15 protein-coding genes are annotated in these 16,898 nt (G+C 40.0%); 8 read left to right on the forward strand and 7 right to left on the reverse strand.

Going from position 1 to position 16,898, the window contains the following annotated elements; genetic code table 11:
- The first annotated feature begins 289 nt into the window (after positions 1 to 289).
- On the forward strand, positions 290 to 1,384 hold the full coding sequence (recA, locus tag AC2JBO_RS06145) for a recombinase RecA (RefSeq protein WP_496952745.1): 1,095 nt from the start codon (positions 290 to 292) through the stop codon (positions 1,382 to 1,384).
- Between the two features lie 150 nt (positions 1,385 to 1,534).
- Positions 1,535 to 1,798 carry a hypothetical protein gene (locus tag AC2JBO_RS06150; RefSeq protein WP_496952746.1) on the forward strand — a complete coding sequence of 88 codons (264 nt, stop codon included), beginning with the start codon at positions 1,535 to 1,537 and terminating at the stop codon, positions 1,796 to 1,798.
- Here AC2JBO_RS06150 and AC2JBO_RS06155 read toward each other — a convergent pair.
- The 4 genes from AC2JBO_RS06155 to bchM all read right to left on the reverse strand — a co-directional run bounded on the left by AC2JBO_RS06155 (position 1,795) and on the right by bchM (position 3,987).
- Complete coding sequence (locus AC2JBO_RS06155; protein ID WP_496952747.1) at positions 1,795 to 2,178, reverse strand: DUF423 domain-containing protein; 384 nt, start codon at positions 2,176 to 2,178, stop codon at positions 1,795 to 1,797. The two genes, AC2JBO_RS06150 and AC2JBO_RS06155, sit on opposite strands and share 4 nt — an antisense overlap.
- A 37-nt stretch (positions 2,179 to 2,215) precedes the next feature.
- Complete coding sequence (locus AC2JBO_RS06160; RefSeq protein WP_496952748.1) at positions 2,216 to 2,710, reverse strand: hypothetical protein; 495 nt, start codon at positions 2,708 to 2,710, stop codon at positions 2,216 to 2,218.
- Between the two features lie 124 nt (positions 2,711 to 2,834).
- Positions 2,835 to 3,257: a hypothetical protein gene (locus tag AC2JBO_RS06165; protein WP_496952749.1), complete on the reverse strand. Its 423-nt coding sequence runs from the start codon at positions 3,255 to 3,257 to the stop codon at positions 2,835 to 2,837.
- Positions 3,258 to 3,303: 46 nt separating this feature from the next.
- Entirely contained in the window at positions 3,304 to 3,987 is a 684-nt protein-coding gene (gene bchM / locus AC2JBO_RS06170; protein WP_496952750.1) for a magnesium protoporphyrin IX methyltransferase, read from the reverse strand.
- A 395-nt stretch (positions 3,988 to 4,382) separates the two neighbouring features.
- Between bchM and AC2JBO_RS06175 the strand changes: the two genes are divergently transcribed.
- Entirely contained in the window at positions 4,383 to 5,495 is a 1,113-nt protein-coding gene (locus AC2JBO_RS06175) for an HlyD family secretion protein (protein ID WP_496952751.1), read from the forward strand.
- 241 nt (positions 5,496 to 5,736) lie between these two features.
- On the opposite strand, the gene nagA is transcribed toward AC2JBO_RS06175, so the two are convergent.
- The gene (gene nagA / locus AC2JBO_RS06180) at positions 5,737 to 6,921 is read right to left on the reverse strand and encodes an N-acetylglucosamine-6-phosphate deacetylase (RefSeq protein WP_496952752.1); all 1,185 of its coding nucleotides are present in this window, start codon (positions 6,919 to 6,921) and stop codon (positions 5,737 to 5,739) included.
- A 50-nt stretch (positions 6,922 to 6,971) separates the two neighbouring features.
- Between nagA and purE the strand changes: the two genes are divergently transcribed.
- The 5 genes from purE to AC2JBO_RS06205 all read left to right on the forward strand — a co-directional run bounded on the left by purE (position 6,972) and on the right by AC2JBO_RS06205 (position 15,236).
- Positions 6,972 to 7,502 (forward strand): 5-(carboxyamino)imidazole ribonucleotide mutase, encoded by a 531-nt coding sequence (gene purE, locus AC2JBO_RS06185; RefSeq protein WP_496952753.1) that lies wholly within the window; start codon positions 6,972 to 6,974, stop codon positions 7,500 to 7,502.
- Positions 7,503 to 7,967: 465 nt separating this feature from the next.
- Positions 7,968 to 9,452 (forward strand): ammonium transporter, encoded by a 1,485-nt coding sequence (locus tag AC2JBO_RS06190; protein WP_496952754.1) that lies wholly within the window; start codon positions 7,968 to 7,970, stop codon positions 9,450 to 9,452.
- A gap of 117 nt (positions 9,453 to 9,569) precedes the next feature.
- On the forward strand, positions 9,570 to 10,103 hold the full coding sequence (locus tag AC2JBO_RS06195; RefSeq protein ID WP_496952755.1) for a Uma2 family endonuclease: 534 nt from the start codon (positions 9,570 to 9,572) through the stop codon (positions 10,101 to 10,103).
- 131 nt (positions 10,104 to 10,234) lie between these two features.
- Positions 10,235 to 13,954: a PAS domain-containing protein gene (locus tag AC2JBO_RS06200; protein WP_496952756.1), complete on the forward strand. Its 3,720-nt coding sequence runs from the start codon at positions 10,235 to 10,237 to the stop codon at positions 13,952 to 13,954.
- On the forward strand, positions 13,947 to 15,236 hold the full coding sequence (locus AC2JBO_RS06205) for a sensor histidine kinase (RefSeq protein ID WP_496952757.1): 1,290 nt from the start codon (positions 13,947 to 13,949) through the stop codon (positions 15,234 to 15,236). Before AC2JBO_RS06200 ends, AC2JBO_RS06205 begins: the two co-directional genes overlap by 8 nt.
- Positions 15,237 to 15,254: 18 nt before the next feature.
- Here AC2JBO_RS06205 and AC2JBO_RS06210 read toward each other — a convergent pair whose 3' ends face one another.
- Positions 15,255 to 16,337, reverse strand: coding sequence for a glycosyltransferase family 4 protein (locus AC2JBO_RS06210; RefSeq protein WP_496952758.1), 1,083 nt, complete (start codon positions 16,335 to 16,337; stop codon positions 15,255 to 15,257).
- A gap of 96 nt (positions 16,338 to 16,433) precedes the next feature.
- Positions 16,434 to 16,898: PIG-L deacetylase family protein (locus tag AC2JBO_RS06215; protein ID WP_496952759.1), on the reverse strand; the 465-nt coding region annotated here is incomplete at its 5' end.

Genomic DNA, 16,898 nt, shown 5'->3' on the forward strand with positions numbered 1-16,898 from the left:
TTTCTAACTGTATAGGCATCACACACCCTACCAACCTATTCAATTTGACTAGCTACGTGTATTTGCGGAGGTTAAATGTTTATTTTACAAATTTTTGTGCGTGGTGAGTAAGTACTACCTCCTCTAGACTAAAATCGCGTTAGGATATTGTCACAATTTTGTAAAGTATATTCCATTTTAGATTTTTCTGGCGTAAGATAGTATAAATGTTCGTAAAAAAGACATCAGCCAGAATACAAATTAAGCACGAATCTTTAAAGTAGTTTTTCACGTAAGCGTAGAGGCTCTAATGGCAGCAAACACCGATAAAGAAAAAGATAACAACTCAGGTAAGCAAAAAGCGCTCAATATGGTTCTTAGCCAAATTGAGAAGACTTTTGGAAAAGGCACGATAATGCGTCTTGGTGATGCCAACCGGATGAAGGTTGAAACGATTTCGAGCGGTGCCTTGACGTTGGATTTAGCGTTGGGTGGTGGTTTACCTAAGGGTCGGGTAATCGAAATCTACGGACCAGAGAGTTCTGGTAAAACGACAGTAGCGCTACACGCGGTTGCAGAAGTGCAAAGAGAGGGTGGTATTGCTGCTTATGTCGATGCAGAACACGCACTTGACCCTGCTTACTCAGCAGCGTTAGGTGTAGATATCGAAAATCTGTTGATTTCTCAGCCTGATACTGGTGAAGCAGCGTTAGAAATCGTTGACCAGTTGGTTCGTTCGGCAGCAGTGGACATTGTTGTTATTGACTCGGTAGCAGCACTTGTACCCCGTGCGGAAATCGAAGGTGAAATGGGTGATGCTCACGTTGGTTTACAAGCGCGCTTGATGAGCCAAGCTCTACGTAAAATCACTGGTAACATTGGTAAATCTGGTTGTACTGTAATATTTATTAACCAGTTGCGCCAAAAAATTGGTGTTAGCTACGGCAACCCTGAAACTACCACTGGTGGTAATGCGTTGAAGTATTATTCATCGGTACGTTTAGATATTCGTCGGATTCAAACCTTGAAGAAAGGTGCTGAAGAGTTCGGTAACAGAGTAAAAGTCAAAGTCGCTAAAAACAAAGTGGCGCCTCCTTTTCGAATTGCCGAGTTTGACATTATCTTTGGTAAAGGTATTTCAACTATTGGTTGTTTAGTAGACTTAGCTGAAGAAACCGGCATCTTAACCCGTAAAGGCGCCTGGTACAGCTATAACGGTGAGAACATCTCCCAAGGTCGCGACAATGCGATTAAGTATATGGAAGAAAAACCCGAAGTCACCGAGCAACTCAAGAAATTAGTTAAAGAAAAACTCGAAAAAGGTGCCGTTGTCTCCGCTAACTCCGTCCGTAAGACTGCTGAAGACGAAGAAGAGGAAGAAGAATTGGAAGAAATTGAAGAGTAGGGAGTGCTGAGTGCTGAGTGCTGAGTGCTGAGTGCTGAGTGCTAAGATTCCTAACTTCTGTTGTGATTTAATCTAATTCTTGTGGGATGGGCATCCTTGCCCGTCCCTTTGAATTAAAGAGACGATACGGTGACGCAGGAAATTAAATCAATGAAAACTAGTGAGGAACTTCTCAAATGGCAAGAAGAATTATACGCTTCCGAACAACACGCAGTATCGGGTAAACCAATATCAGATACAGAAAGAGATAAATTAGTAGGTAACTATCTCGACCCTTATAAATATCAAAAGCAGTTTGAAGAAGTGCGCGCTTACAAACAAAAATTATTAGAAAAAGTTGAATGGGCATCGCAGCGCGAACAACTGTTACTGCAAGAAATTCAAAGGCAAGAGCATGAGTATAATCAACTTTAACTACCCTTTTTACCTAAACTATAAAAAGCTAAAGTTATCCAGCCAGCAATAAAAGCGGCGCCACCAAGGGGTGTTAATATACCTAGGTTAGTTACGTTTGTCAAACTGAGAGCGTACAAACTACCTGAAAATAATAAGATACCAGTAATAAATAACCATCCACTAGCAATAAGTATTCTGTTAGGCTCTGGGCTATTGCTTAATAAAATAGCAACAGCAAGAAGTGCCAGGGCATGATACATTTGGTAGCGAGTGCCAACTTCAAAAATGGACAGCGCGCGCTCACTTAACAGCCCTCGTAACGAATGCGTAGCGAAGGCGCCTGCTGCAACTCCAGAGGCGCCACATAGTGCTGCGATAGTCAAAAATATTTGTTTCATAGATATTATTTTAAGACTCGCACGCCTTGCACTGCTCTTAAACATCAAAATGATAAGAAACAGAACCTTCTTCGCTGATTTTAAAATTGGCGTTGAATTCCCTAGCTCTAGTGTCTAAATAATCTTTCGCAGTCGCTGGTGGTAGTTGTGACTGCATTGCAAACCCTAATAGTGTAACCCTTCCGTGGTTTTCTTGCACCATCTGGTAAAAAATTGACTGCAAACGCTCTGTTTGCTGCTGCTGAAGGGCTTTTTTCTCTTGTTTATTTTGCCTATATACAGAGAGCGCTAACCATCCCCCCAATATTGAAGTTGGTAGTCCAAATACAATTCCAGCAACGGCATTAGTAGTACCTGCTGTACTATTATCAATTTCAGGTGGAAAGTCTAAAGCAGGATTATTATCATTTATCGGTGAAAGCACTACTCTTTCAGCAGCCTTTTTTTCTAGTATTGTTGTCGCCGATATTGATAAAAACATGAATCCGAGTGTGAGTAGCCAAAATGAAGCCAATTTTTCGGCAGTCTTCATAATTGTGTTTCAGATTTGAAGCATCATGTGCGATTCTAACTTCACTTTCGTTTACGTTCCACTAAATTTCATAAACAGGGTAAAGGAAAACCTTTACGTTTTACGCTTTACCCAAGTAATCTAATTAGACATGGAAGTAATAATATATACCCCCTTCTTTGCCGAAGTCGAACGTAGCGTTGAACTCCTTTGCTTTGAGATCAAGGTACTGTCTTGCTTCTATTCCTGTAATATTTGCTTCTTTAGCAAAGTTTAGTACGGAGATGCGCCCTTTGTTTTGTTCAACCAAATTGTAAAAAGTTGACTGGAGGTGTTGAGATAGCAGTTTGCGGTTTTGGCGCCGCAGTCCGAAAAGTAGCGATCCTCCACCTACAACCAACGGTAAACCTAAAGAAATGCACCCAATTGCCTCGTCTGTAGCTTCACGGATTTGTAAAGAATTATTATCTTTATCTTGCAATGATGACAAAGCTGATGTGGAAACCATCAGAAAGGCAAACCCAAGCGAGAGCATCGAACCAGCAGCAAACTTTGTGAGGAGTTTCATACGCAGTGAAGATTATGTGTATATCTTGCCGCGATTTTAACCTCACTTATCGCGTAGCTTCCACTAGTCGTGAAAAGTAAAATCGAGTCTTTGTCATAGATGAACGTTTAACTGTGAAGCCATTTGCTTGCAAAAACTTGACTACATCCGCTTCTCTATGAAGATAAGCTCTTGTTGCTTTACTGGCGCCTGGGAAAAAACTTCCTATTTTCTTCAACAAACTTAACGCAAAGGTTTTTGGCGCAAAGCTCAGTATAATTCGTGACTCGGCAAGCGAACACAAGTGGGATATCATTGCTGATGCATCGTCTACAGGGTAATGAATAAGAACATCAAGACAAATTACCGTGTGGTATTTTCCTCCCAAAGCAGCTAAATCTTGTACATCGAATACGGGATTATCATTATTGCCAAAAAGACTTTCCGCGCGTTCTCTTGCCTCTCCCACCATCATTTCAGAAATATCGCTAGCGTAGACTTTAGCTCCAGCCTCAGCAAGTGGAATGCTCAAACTACCCACACCACACCCAGCGTCACAAATGGACAGTCCAGCTAGGTTATCATCAGCTTTGAGCCAATTTATCACTTTATCGACTGTTTGCTGGTGCCCATTGCGAATATCAAGCTGGACTTTATTGACCTCACCGTCGCCGTAGATACGCTTCCAACGGTCAAAACCTGTGGAATTGAAATAATCTTTAACAATCGTTTTATCGTCAGCTACGTTCATATAGTTAAATAAATCAACCTTTCTCAATCCTTTAAAGTAGCAGGTGATAGGCTCACAGGGAAAGAGCTAGAACAGATGTATGCAGAAATGTTCCCCGTAGGCACGGGTAAAAAAATCAATATAGAGGGGAACAATCCAAGGGCATTTGTGGTTGAATAAATAGTGGTTAAACAAATCAGGGATAAAATTCGCTCAAATAGAAATGTATTTTGTTGAAAAATTAATTGCAATTTGTTTCGGAGGGATAAATTAAATCACTGAAACTAGTAGTTAACTGTTCTTTAACCTTTTTGGCAAAACTCGATTAGGTAAAGTATTGACTTTCTTTTATCTTAAAGAGTTTACTATTCTCATTTAATAGTTTATATAAATTAATACCAAGGCGTAGGTCGATAATGGAAAGTGTAAATTCTTCACAGCAAACGGTTCATGTAGAACGCATCGAAGATTCGGTGAATCACCGGAGCGAGAATGATGTAGATGAAATGGGTAATACTACTGCTATTACTCCAATCGAAGCATCAGAAGAAGCATTAGAACATGAGGTAGAACAGCGCAAACGCGCGCGTAAGAAGCTGTTGCCGAAAATACTTGTGGGTACTTTGCTGGGGGCTTCTGTTGCCGCAGTAGGTTATTATTCCTATCAGTGGTCACAGTTCAACAGATACCATCTCACAACCGATGTTGCTTATACAAGTGCAGATGTTTATCCAGTGACTTCGCGCGTTGGTGGTATCGTAACTGAAGTCTTAGTAAAAGAAAATCAACCTGTTAACCCAGGAGCAGTTTTGATCAAAGTTGACCCTCGTGAGTATCAAATAGGTTTAGCACAAGCAAAAGCTGCACTCGATGTGGCAAAGCAACAAGCTGAAGTCGCGCGGGAAAACATCAACAACGTTCCACCGACAATAATACCTGAACCATTTAACTCAGTTCCAACCAATCCCAATCAACCCAAGCTTGCTGTTCCCAAACCAGTAAACACTGTTAGTAGACAAGTTGAAGTCAACCGTCAGCAGTACAAAGCAGCATTAGCAACGGTTACACAAAGAGAAGCTGAAGTTAAACAAGCCGAACTAAAGCTGACTTATGCCAGCGTTAATGCGCTTGCGGCAGGTCAAACTGGTAAAGTTAATATTCGTGTCGGTCAACAAATACAACCGGGACAAACGCTTGTTGAGATAGTACAACCGAATCCTTGGGTTGTTGCTAATTTCAAAGAAAACCAGTTAGAAAAAATACAGCCTGGACAAAAAGCTGTAATCAAAATTGCCGCATTTCCAAGCCGTAAGTTTACAGGGAAGGTAGAAAGTGTGTCTTCGAGTCCGACAAATGTTGTCGCGTCTCCTTCTCCCGATAATACTGGTAACAATTTTGGCAATAATCAAGCGAATAATATCCGGCGCATACCTGTTAAAGTTGTGTTCGATGCCAATAGCATTAAAGGTTTTGAATCAAAAATTGCTCCTGGCATGTCAGCGGATGTGACATTGAGTACTCGTAAATAATCCCCGCAACGGATGTAACGGATAAGTTATTGCTTACAAACAAAAGTAGGGTGCGTGACGCTACTAAAATTTTCAAACGAAGCGCAGTGCTAGTAGCGTCACGCACCTTACCATCTTAACGATATTTATGGTGCGTGAAAGCACTGTATTTTGCGTGCTTATTGATTGATAGTAATAGCTTGAAAGCACCCTACCCCAATTTATTGGTGCCTCAAAATGCTTGAAATAGTGCCATTCCACCTTACCATCCGTTACATCCGTTCATCATCCGTTGCCAATTTACCTCACCACTTCCTTCGTCAACGTGCCATCGTAAAAGATTACCAAGTTTAGCGCCTGGTATCAAATATTTGGCGCCTATAGCCATGCGTGGCGCCTCAGTTGCGAGATTAATAGCTTTTTCAACGTCACAAATACCCCACTTCACCAAGTTTTGCACTCCTATTAATAATGGCAGTGTTGTACCTGATAGTGTACCGTCGGGTAGTCTTGCTGTACCATTTTTTACTTCTATTTCACGACTATCCCACGGGTAAATACCATCGGGAAATCCTAAAGGCGCCAATGCATCGCTAACAAGAAATAAGCCTTTTTCGTAATCACTGGCACGCAAAAGTATATCTAGCATAGTTGGTGAGACGTGTTGTCCATCTGCTATGAACCCACACATCACATTTTGGTTGGTAATAGCAGCACCTAATAAACCGGGTTCACGGTGGTGTAAAGGTGGCATGGCGTTAAATGCGTGTGTTACCATTGTGGCGCCGTTTTCAAATGCTGTATTAGCTTGTGCTGCGGTCGCTTGCGAGTGTCCAAGGCTTACGGTAATATTTTGCGAGCGTAAATATTTAATTACTTCTGCTGTTGGGTCTAGCTCCGGAGCAAGCGTGATTACTTTTACTATATGGGCATAGTCGCCTAGAACTCGTAGCAGTTCATTGATAGTTAAAGGCAGTAAATATTCAGCAGGATGGGCGCCGCGTTTTTGGTAGTTTAAAAAAGGCCCTTCTAAATGCACACCTAAAATTTGGGCAGTAGGTTGTGATGTGGTATTACTCTTTACATAATCGGCAATTACAGTTAACGCGCGCTGGATGTTTTCTACCTTCGTTGTAACTAAAGTCGGTAGAAAGCTATCAACACCGTTATTCCATAAGAATTCACATATTTTAGGCAGTACATGAGCATTATCGGAACTCAAATCAGGAAATGCTAAACATAAACCACCGTTAATCTGTAAATCTACACCACCTAAAGATATCCAATCCCCTTTAACGTCCACAACTTGCCAATTATCTGGCGCCACTCGTTTAAAGACTGTACCCATTGGTAAAATCCTTTGAACAGTACCCTCACTTATCAATAACATCTGTAAACCTTTGTAACCAGGTACACGCGCGTTGATAATATCTATAGGTGTAAGCATAGTAATTATAGAAATATAACTTTAATACTTTTACTAAGTAAAGCAAAAATATGTCACCTATTATCGGCATCATTATGGGTAGCGACTCTGATTTGCCTACGATGAAAGACGCTATTACTATCTGTGAAGAATTTGGGGTAAGTTGTGAAGTCGCTATTGTTAGCGCACACCGTACTCCTGAACGTATGTTTGAATATGCCAAGTCGGCACACGAACGCGGTATTAAGGTTATTATCGCTGGTGCTGGTGGCGCCGCACATTTGCCTGGGATGGTAGCATCACTAACACCACTACCTGTAATTGGTGTCCCTGTTTCTAGTCGTCATTTGCAAGGTGTTGATTCTTTATACTCAATAGTGCAAATGCCAGCAGGTATTCCTGTTGCTACTGTTGCTATTGGTAATGCTAAAAATGCTGGTTTGTTGGCTGTACAAATTGTTGCTATTTATCAACCTGAATTACTGGTAAAAGTTCAAGAGTATAGGAGTAGTTTAAGAGACTCAGTAATGAAGAAACAGTCAAAGTTGGAAGAGGTTGGTTATCGGGATTATTTGGAGAAAGTTGACGGCTCCCTCCCCTAAAGAAGGAGGGATTCTCAAGAGGCAGAACTCGATGCACTCTCAATATCTTAAAAGGTTTCTAACAGCTTTCATCCCCGCCTTAAAAGGGCGAGGTTTTCAGCATATTCCTTATAAGGACTGAAGTCCTTAGTACGAGTAATAAAAATTAATAAATAAGATTGAAGTTAATGAATACTGACAGATGAACGAATACAAGAATTTACACTAGGTATGAAATTGTGTCGAAGTTTGCAAAGTTCTGACAAATTGTATTGAGTGCTACAGAATCAAACTATCCAAAAATACACAATCGATAACAAATTTATTAGATTTGTTTGAAGTTTCAGCAGGTTGAAATAATACACAACCTGTTTGCAACTTTTGATGTGTTGACATAAACAAAGGTAAAAAAAAGTACTAAGAGTAGTTAGCTTAGGTTTACTCTTAAATACTGCGTTTTATCATTACCTACTTGATGTGATAAACATGAATAAGCGCACTCAAACAAGGCATCGCTTAATGGCTCTGGCGATAGCCTCAATGGTCTTTGCTATTTTTGCCCCCACTATTGCCCATGCGGCAGACCCCCCAACTTTACAGTCACTTTCAGATAAAACCAATAACCTACAAGTTTCGATTGATACAACTTGGGTTTTGTTAACAGGGTTTTTGGTATTCTTTATGCAAACTGGCTTTGCGATGCTGGAAGCTGGTTTGATACGTCAGCGCGGAGTAGTTAATGCGCTGCTGGAAAACTTTGTTGATGCAGCAACTACTATCTTAGTTTGGTGGGCTGTTGGTTTTGGTATTGCTTTCGGTAGTAGTGCTTTTGGTTTGATTGGTACTGATACTTTCTTTTTGAGTCAGTTACCTGGTGCAGATGGTAGTTATCCATTAGGCGCCCCAGGTTCTACTGCTGCAATAAACACGTACACATTGTTCTTTTTTCAGTTTGCGTTTGCTGCAACAGCGAGTACTATTACCACTGGTTCGATGGCAGGAAGAACCGATTTTGTCGGTGACTTAATTTACAGTGCCATCATGGGAGCATTTAGTTATCCGATTATTGTTCATTGGGTATGGAACAGTAACGGTTGGCTGTTCAAGATGGGATATAACGACTTTGCTGGTAGTTCAGTTGTTCATAGTGTTGGTGGTTGGACTGCTCTTGTAGGCGCCTATTTACTTGGTCCACGTCCAGGTCGTCCAGCATGGGGAACGTTGCCACCTGCTCACAACTTGGGTTTGGCGACTTTAGGAACGATGATTTTGTGGTTTGGCTGGTATGGCTTTAACCCTGGTTCGACTTTAAGCACTGGCAATACAGGCTTAATTGGTTTGGTGACAGTTAATACCACTTTGGCAGCAGGTGCGGCAGCTTTTTCAGCGATGCTGTTCCAGTACTTCCGGAGTAAGAAGTGGGATTTAGTCTACTGTCTAAATGGTTCATTAGCTGGATTGGTTGCTATTACTGCACCTTGTGCTTTTGTACCAACTTGGGCGGCAGTTCTGATTGGTTTGACTGGTGGTATTTTAGTAGTTTTAGGTGTTGATTTAATTGAGTCACTTCATATTGATGATCCTGTAGGCGCCTTTGCTGTTCACGGGATGAACGGTATGATGGGTACTCTTTCTATCGGATTCTTTGGAATCTCATCGCTGACTAATAAACCCGCTGGTGAAGCTGCAGGTCTATCTGGTTTGTTCATGGGTGGAGGATTTAGATTACTAGGCATTCAGTTAATTGGTGTTGCATCAATTGCAGTGTTTACAGTCGCCTTCTCATTCTTAATGTTTGGTGCCCTAAAAGCTATAGGTAGACTTCGCGTTCATCCCGATGCTGATGTTATCGGTATTGATGCTTATGAACACGGCGCCACCGTATGGCCCGATGTTTATGCAATTGAACAAACCATTGAAGAAGACCACAAAAATCGTCCTAACCCTTCTGGTGTTCGCGCTATGGAATAAGCTTATTGAACCTACGTTGATTAAATTAAAATCCTGGTTTCGTCGATGTGACTAGGATTTTTTTGTGTTTATACTTTATGATTAAAAAAATCATAGGCTAACAGCAAAAGGTGTATTGTGAGTACTTTAGTGCGGCATCGCTGGAGTGTTGATGATTATCACTGTATTGTAGCTACAGGAGTTCTGGCGGAACATCGTTGTGAATTAATTCGAGGAGAAATTGTTGATATGGCGCCGGAAGGTCCAAATCATGCTCATCGCTGCGAAACATCCGCGCGCTATTTGGAAAGATTGTTTGGAGAAGGTTGGTGGGCACGACAAGGTAAACCAATTACGCTTAGTGATTCGGAACCGGAACCTGATATTGCTATTGTTCGAGAGCAAGATTACAGCCAACGCCACCCATACCCTGAAGATATTTGCTTGATTATAGAATATTCTTATAGTACTCAGGGCAAAGATACAGGTATCAAACGAGATGTTTACGCCTCTGTTGGTATTCCTGATTATGTTGTAGTAGATTTAAAAAGTTTGAAGGTTATTCATTACTCAAATATTGTAAATGGCGCTTACACTTCTGAAAAAACGTTGTACAGTGGCTTCATTCAAATTTCACAAATCCAGGTGGATGTTCAAAGGTTGTTCTCTTGAATTTGCTCAGTAAAATCTCAAAAAACTAATTTTCTTACATTTTGCTCAAATTTCTCTCTATCGGCTTAAATTCTGTTGCTCTAACTGGGAATACTACACAGTAAGAGGATAGTTCAGGAATATAGTAGCTGATGAAAACAGGGAGTGTTTCTAGTTCTGAATCAAAGCAAAGCTTTTCTGCCACTGAGGTTGATATCTCACTGTCAACTTCTGGCCTAGAAAGCGTTATTAAAACTTTACATCAACTTTCGAGTCATATTCAACTCGATCAATTGGTACATAGTCTGGCAAAGGCAGTTGTTCAACATACAGGCGCCAACCGAGGTGTTGTACTACTAAGTAATTCTGTTCGAGAATTGAAAATTGTTGGTTCTTACCCTCTGTGGGATAATCAAGATTTGGAGCAATGTCCTGCTTTACAAGAAGTTCAGCGTACTTTAAAACCTGTTCTTGTTAACCACGCTAACGATACTTACTTGGAACATCGCCCAAAGAGTTGTTTTTGTATACCTATAATTAACTTAAATAACTTAAACAATTTAAATAACCTAAATAACTTAAATAACTGCGGTCCCCTAATAGGTGTTATTTATTTAGAAAGTGATTTAAAAGATGTATTTACTGATACAAAGATACAAGTATTAAATATACTCTGTACTCAAGCGGCAATACTACTAGATAATGCCTATAGGTTTCAAGGGCTAGAAGAATTGTTACAAGACTTACACCAAGTTCAGTCACAATTAATCGAACGTACAAAGCAACTGCGAATTAGCGAAGCGCGATTTCAACGTGTAGCTGATAATATACCTGGAGTTATTTACCAATTTTGTCGTGATAAAGATGGTTCTGTATCGCTTCCCTATGTCAGTTCAGGGTGTCGTGAATTGTGCGAAGTGACTCCTGAACAAGCGGCAAAAGAGACATTACTGTTATTTCAGAATTTACATCCAGATGACCATCAAAGTTACCAAGAGTCAGTAGCAATTTCTGCCCAAACTTTACAACCTTGGATATGGGAAGGAAGATTTAATTTACCTTCAGGAAAACAGAAGTGGGTACAAGCAACATCTCGTCCTGAACTTCAAGCTGATGGGTCAATTATTTGGGATGGTGTAATTATTGATATTACTCAACGTAAAGTTGTTGAGGACGCACTACGTCAAAGTGAGGAACGTTTACGAACTGTTATTGGTTCGGCGCCAATTGTTCTTTACGCTTTAGATAAAGACGGTAGATTCAACTTTTCTGATGGTCAAGGTTTGGAAGCTTTAAGTTTGAAAATAAAACCAGGTAATATAACAGGACAATCAATATACGATTTATTTAAAGACTACCCTGATGTCATTGAAAATACCAAGCGCGCGTTTGCAGGTGAAACATTAAGTTATAAAACCAATATTGGAGGTGTGTTTTTTGAAGTTCGCAACACACCAATTCAAAACAAAGCTGGTAAAGTCGAAGGTTTGATTGGTGTCGCAATCGATATTAGCGACCGTAAATTTGCTGAAGCTGCACTTGTTGCAAGTCTCGAACAAATTGAGTATCAAGCAAACTTATTACGCAGCGTAATTGATGCAACTTCAAATTGGATTTCCGTCAAAGACCGTAACTTTCGCTATATTCTTGCAAATCGTGGTTTTGCTGATGGAGTTGGTAAAACTTTTGAAGAAATCCTTGGTAAAAATGATTTAGAAATTGGTTTTCCTGAAGAGTTAGTTTTTGGGAACCCTCATAAACAGATCAGCGGTTTACGTCATGATGATACAAAAGTCCTAGCGGGAGAAACTATAAACAATCATTATGATGTGATGACCGCATCCGATGGTTCACGACGTATTTACGATAGTCAAAAAATACCATTGCGTAATAGCGAGGGAAATATTATTGGTATTGTGTGTATTGGGATCGATGTTACTGAACGGAGAGAGGAAAGACTGAAGTTACGAGAGTCGCAGCAATTTCTCAAGCTGATTTTAGATACTATTCCTTTACATGTTTACTGGAAAGACCGTAACTCCGTCTTTTTAGGTTGTAACAGTAATTTTGCCCAAGTTGCTGGAGTTGCTTCACCGGAAGATATTATTGGCAAAACCGATTATGATTTACCGTGGGAAATTATTGAAGCTAATTATTATCGCGAGTGTGACCGCATTGTTGTAAATTCTGGTAAGCCCATGTTAGGGATTATTGAATCACAACTTCAGGAGTCGGGACGCGCGTGGATGGAAACGAGTAAAGTTCCGCTGCAGGATGCTGAGGGTAACATTATTGGTATACTTAGTACATGTCAAGATATAACATTGCGTAAAAAAGCTGAGTTAGCGCTGCAACAAGTGAATGAAAAACTTGAGCAGCGTGTGGAACAACGCACAGCAGAACTTCTTGCAGCAAAAGAACTTGCAGATAGTGCCAACCGCGCGAAAAGCGAATTTCTCGCTTCGATGAGTCATGAACTTCGCACACCGTTGAATGGTATATTAGGCTACGCACAAATTCTTCAGCGTGATAGCAAGCTCGAACAAACTTACAAGCAAAAAATTGATACAATTCATCAGTGCGGTTCACACCTGTTGACTTTAATCAACGATATTCTCGACCTTTCCAAAATTGAAGCACGTAAGTTTGATTTATACTACAGTGACTTTGACCTTCGTTCATTCCTTGATGGCATTGTAGAGATTTGTCAAGTTCGCGCGCAGCAAAAAGATATCAGCTTTATTTACGAAACAAGCAAACTGAGTCATCAAGTTGTACATACCGATGAAAAGCGTTTGCGACAAGTACTAATTAATCTCCTGGGAAATGCAATCAAATTTACTGAGAAAGGAAAAGTCGTTTTTAAAGTAGACATTATTCGGAGTCAGTCAGCAAACCTTCCAATTCCTGTTTGTAAAATTCGTTTTCAAATCGAAGATAGTGGTATTGGGATCAAAGAAGAAGAACTAGGAAAAATCTTTCTTCCCTTCGAGCAAGTTGGCAGTAAACGACGTTCGATAGAAGGAACTGGACTGGGGTTAGCAATTAGCCAGCGAATTATACATTTGATGGGTAGTAGGATTAAAGTTAGTAGTACTCTTGGTGAAGGCAGTACTTTTTGGTTCGATGTTGAACTACCTGAAATTGAGCGCGGTGTTGATAGTCAGCAGGATACAGGTACTATTGTTGGCTATGAAGGAAATAGGAAGAAAATATTAGTAGTAGATGACCGTTGGGATAACCGTTCGGTGATTGTAAATATGCTTCAACCGTTAGGTTTTGAGTGCATCGAAGCGTCAGATGGGCAAGAAGGACTCGATAGAGCTTTGTTGTTTCAACCAGATTTAATTATTACTGATTTAGCGATGCCTATTCTTTCTGGACTATCTTTGACACGACAGTTACGGCAATTACAATCTAACAGTGGCGCCAAAAAAGTAAATTGTGCAATTATCGTTTCCTCTGCAAGCGTATTTAATACTGACCGTACCGAAAGTATCGAAGCTGGAGCGAATGATTTTTTACCGAAACCCGTTGATGTTGACGAATTGCTCGTACAAGTCAGTCGATATTTAAATTTGTCATGGATTTATGAAACAGGAAAAGCAAAACGAGAAAGATTATCAAAATCTTATCAGATAATTGACTCGAAGGCAATGTTTCAGATACCACCACCGATAGAATTAGAATCACTGCACCGAAGCGCGCGTATCGGAGATATTGAAGCGATTGAATTAGAAGCGCATCGAATTAAACAATTAAATGTAAATTTCGAGGGGTTCGCGAACAAGTTGTTGCAGCTTGTTTCTGAGATGAACGAAACCGAGATTCTCAAATTAGTCCAGCAAGCGATGGAGGAAAGCCATGAATGACACCATACAAAACCAAATTCTAATTGTCGATGATAACCCGACGAATGTAAAGGTGTTATTTGAGTGCTTAAAGTCGGTTGGCTATCGTGTGCTTGTTGCTCAAACCGGAGAAAGTGCCCTTGAAAAACTGCAAATAGTTTTACCCGATTTGATATTACTCGATGTTATGATGCCAGGGATCAACGGTTTTGATACTTGTAAGCATTTAAAAGCGTCTCCCAATACTCAAGATATACCGATTATTTTTATGACCGCACTTTCCGACACCGAACAGAAAGTCAAAGGTTTTTCAGTTGGCGCCGTAGATTATATTACCAAACCATTTCAACGAGAAGAAATTTTAGCGCGCGTTTCTACTCACTTACAGCTTCGTAATTTAACTCGACAACTCGAACGACGTGTGAACGAACGTACATATGAGTTGACGGCAACTTTAAAACAGTTGCAAGATTCACAGTTACAGTTGATTCAAAATGAAAAAATGTCAAGCTTGGGTAACTTAGTTGCAGGAGTAGCACACGAAATCAATAATCCCATTGGCTTTATTTCAGGGAATCTTGACGAAGCTTTGAGAGGTGTTAAAGATATTATTGACTGTTTACGACTTTACCAACAAGAAGTTCCTATAGATAACGCGCGGGTCGAAAATAAAATTGCGGAAGTTGATTTAGAATACTTAGTTGAAGACCTACCTAAGATGCTTGCTTCCATGAAGATAGGTTGCGACCGTATTCGTGAAATCAGCACTTCACTACGTACATTTTCCCGTAGTGATACCGATATAAAAACAAGCGCTAATATTCATGAAGGTATTGATAGTACCTTAATGATTTTATCTCATAGACTTAAAGCTAACGAGACTCGTCCAGCAATTCAAGTTATTAAAAACTACAATAATATTGACAGTGTAAATTGCTACCTTGGTCAATTGAATCAAGTATTTATGAATATTTTGGCTAATGCGATTGATTGTTTTGAAGAAGTTAATCATAACCGTAAATATTTGGATATTGAAGAAAATCCTAATACAATAACTATATCAACGGGGATAAATAATCAACAAGTATTTATAAAAATTGAGGATAACGGTTGTGGAATGAATGCTGATATAAAAACCCGTATTTTTGACCATTTATATACAACTAAATCAATTGGTAAAGGAACTGGGTTAGGTTTATCGATATGTAAGCAAATAATTGAAGTTAAGCACTCAGGTCAACTTACGGTTGAATCAGAGCTTGGGAAAGGAAGCATATTCACCATTATTTTACCAACAATATAAAAAATTGCTACAATTTTACTACACAGCTTTAAGGTGACTATATTCTTGAACTAACTCATGGTAAACACAAAGCGTTGCAAGAGACGCGCGCATCACATGAAAACGTTCCAAGTTCTGCTGCGCTTTACATTTCCATTCGTTAAGATTTGATGGTTCACTCAGTAACTTGGATAAAGCTTCTGCCAAAGCACTACTATTTTTTGATGGTACTAGTATACCAGCTTGTCGATTATCTAATGTTTCTGGAATACCATCTACATCGGAGGCAACAATAGCACAACCGGCTTCTCTAGCTTCAGTTAAAACCAAACCAAAAGATTCGTGATGCGAAGCTAATACAAATATATCTGTTGAGAGCATATACCGCTGGGGATGAGGTTGAAACCCTTCAAAGTGGATGCGGTCGGAGTACTCACTTTTTCTGGCATAAGCTTCAAACTCTTCTCTATCGACTCCATTGCCAACTAAATATAGATGTGCGTCAGTGAATTTAGGAGCAACTTCAATAAAAGCATCGATTAATTCAGTAATACCTTTACGTTTGAACATTCCAGCAACGGTGGTAATTGCTGGACGCTTTAACGGTACTGGTAAACAATCTTTAATTTTGGGGTTGCGTGGACTATTGAGGGTTGCGTTACCCACTACTCGAATTTTATGTCTGGGGATACCACGATGTACCATTGACTCTCCCACCGCATGACTAACTGCAATAACACGGTCGGCAAGTCCCATCAAAATTGAACTAGTTTGAAACTCGTTGTGAACGGTTGAAACTAAACCGTACTCTGAACCCGAACGTAAAAACCACGCAAGCAATATACCCGTCATCATGTGTCCATGAATGATGTCTGGTTGAAATTGTCTTATGATCCAAAGGAAACTGCGAGCAGCGTTAACAAGGTTGAGTGGTTTTCGCGACTGGTCTAGATTGAAGTGCTTGACACCGTATTGAGTAAGTAAGGTTTCATATTCTCCACCTGCTGATGCGACGGCAACTTGATGACCTTGTGAAGCTTGCGAACAAGCTAGGTCTACTGCCACATTCACAATACCGTTACCAATTTCTTCTATATGGTTGGCAATATGCAGTATACGCATTTAATTTATCTCCACGGCGCCTGCTGATAATTACAATAAGTATTTAAACAATAAGTATTTAAATATATAGATATAAAGTTTAATACGCAATGAAAGCTAATCGAAAGAGGATAGCTCAACTTTAAAGAAGATTTCATGCGAACTTAAAAATCGGTTCACAAAACCGCGCGGTAAGGATTCTAACTGCGAATCATACGACGCAATTGCTTCGCGTTTTTGCGTTTGGACTTCGGTAATTGATAATTTTCTCGCTGCCACGATATCCTTGAGCTTGAGCATAACAAATAATGGCGCCCGCCAAAATATCCAAATTGGGTACTGGAGTAAATCAACATCGGTTTTGAGTTGCGTGATTGCTTCTTTAACTAGTACGTGTGTTGCTTCATGGTCGCAATGACAATCTTTATAATGGGGGACATAAACTTCCTGCGGGTTGTATTTTTTTAAAAGTTCCATAATTTGTTCAATTGTGTTCTGCCTAAGCTCCGAGCGTAAATTGAGTAAACTTCCATCTGGTTTATCCAAAAAATGAATATCGCTTCGCTGAACACCTAAAATGCT

This window comes from Calothrix sp. CBUCES-K 9914 (assembly GCF_059640475.1).

What these genes read in the sequence shown, in the direction of transcription:
- recA (WP_496952745.1), top strand. Translation starts at nt 290, where the DNA reads ATGGCAGCAAACACCGATAAAGAAAAAGATAACAACTCAGGTAAGCAA.
- AC2JBO_RS06150 (WP_496952746.1), top strand. Translation starts at nt 1,535, where the DNA reads ATGAAAACTAGTGAGGAACTTCTCAAATGGCAAGAAGAATTATACGCT.
- AC2JBO_RS06155 (WP_496952747.1), bottom strand. Translation starts at nt 2,178, where the DNA reads ATGAAACAAATATTTTTGACTATCGCAGCACTATGTGGCGCCTCTGGA.
- AC2JBO_RS06160 (WP_496952748.1), bottom strand. Translation starts at nt 2,710, where the DNA reads ATGAAGACTGCCGAAAAATTGGCTTCATTTTGGCTACTCACACTCGGA.
- AC2JBO_RS06165 (WP_496952749.1), bottom strand. Translation starts at nt 3,257, where the DNA reads ATGAAACTCCTCACAAAGTTTGCTGCTGGTTCGATGCTCTCGCTTGGG.
- bchM (WP_496952750.1), bottom strand. Translation starts at nt 3,987, where the DNA reads ATGAACGTAGCTGACGATAAAACGATTGTTAAAGATTATTTCAATTCC.
- AC2JBO_RS06175 (WP_496952751.1), top strand. Translation starts at nt 4,383, where the DNA reads ATGGAAAGTGTAAATTCTTCACAGCAAACGGTTCATGTAGAACGCATC.
- nagA (WP_496952752.1), bottom strand. Translation starts at nt 6,921, where the DNA reads ATGCTTACACCTATAGATATTATCAACGCGCGTGTACCTGGTTACAAA.
- purE (WP_496952753.1), top strand. Translation starts at nt 6,972, where the DNA reads ATGTCACCTATTATCGGCATCATTATGGGTAGCGACTCTGATTTGCCT.
- AC2JBO_RS06190 (WP_496952754.1), top strand. Translation starts at nt 7,968, where the DNA reads ATGAATAAGCGCACTCAAACAAGGCATCGCTTAATGGCTCTGGCGATA.
- AC2JBO_RS06200 (WP_496952756.1), top strand. Translation starts at nt 10,235, where the DNA reads ATGAAAACAGGGAGTGTTTCTAGTTCTGAATCAAAGCAAAGCTTTTCT.
- AC2JBO_RS06205 (WP_496952757.1), top strand. Translation starts at nt 13,947, where the DNA reads ATGAATGACACCATACAAAACCAAATTCTAATTGTCGATGATAACCCG.
- AC2JBO_RS06210 (WP_496952758.1), bottom strand. Translation starts at nt 16,337, where the DNA reads ATGCGTATACTGCATATTGCCAACCATATAGAAGAAATTGGTAACGGT.